Genomic DNA, 244 nt, shown 5'->3' with positions numbered 1-244 from the left:
TACGATGGCTTCCCCAGAACACATCGTATTGCCCATCCTGAGCACCTTCTCTTACCCCCACGCGCTCGCCTACAAACCCTTTTCCCAGTTTCCAGGCTTGGCCTTGCCAGTAAATCTCACCTTTGGCCTGCACTTTTCGTACCTCCAGTTCACTGCCGTATTCGATCTGAGTCAGCACCTCCTGATACGCCCTGGAGCTGGACGTGTACCGAGAAGCCGGAACCTGCATGCCTATACCGCCATG

Annotated in this window: 1 pseudogene; it reads right to left on the bottom strand. The window is 55.3% G+C overall.

Features of this window, described 5'->3' with window-relative positions:
* Positions 1 to 229, bottom strand: a pseudogene (locus GHN86_RS23280) (IS481 family transposase); the annotation flags it as partial.
* Positions 230 to 244: the final 15 nt, after the last annotated feature.

The sequence above is a fragment of the Pseudomonas helleri genome (assembly GCF_009600315.1).
In the GTDB taxonomy this organism is placed as follows: Bacteria; Pseudomonadota; Gammaproteobacteria; order Pseudomonadales; family Pseudomonadaceae; genus Aquipseudomonas; species Aquipseudomonas helleri_A.
Note: the sequence above shows the minus strand (reverse complement) of the source record. Positions and strands in the feature narration are given on the sequence as shown.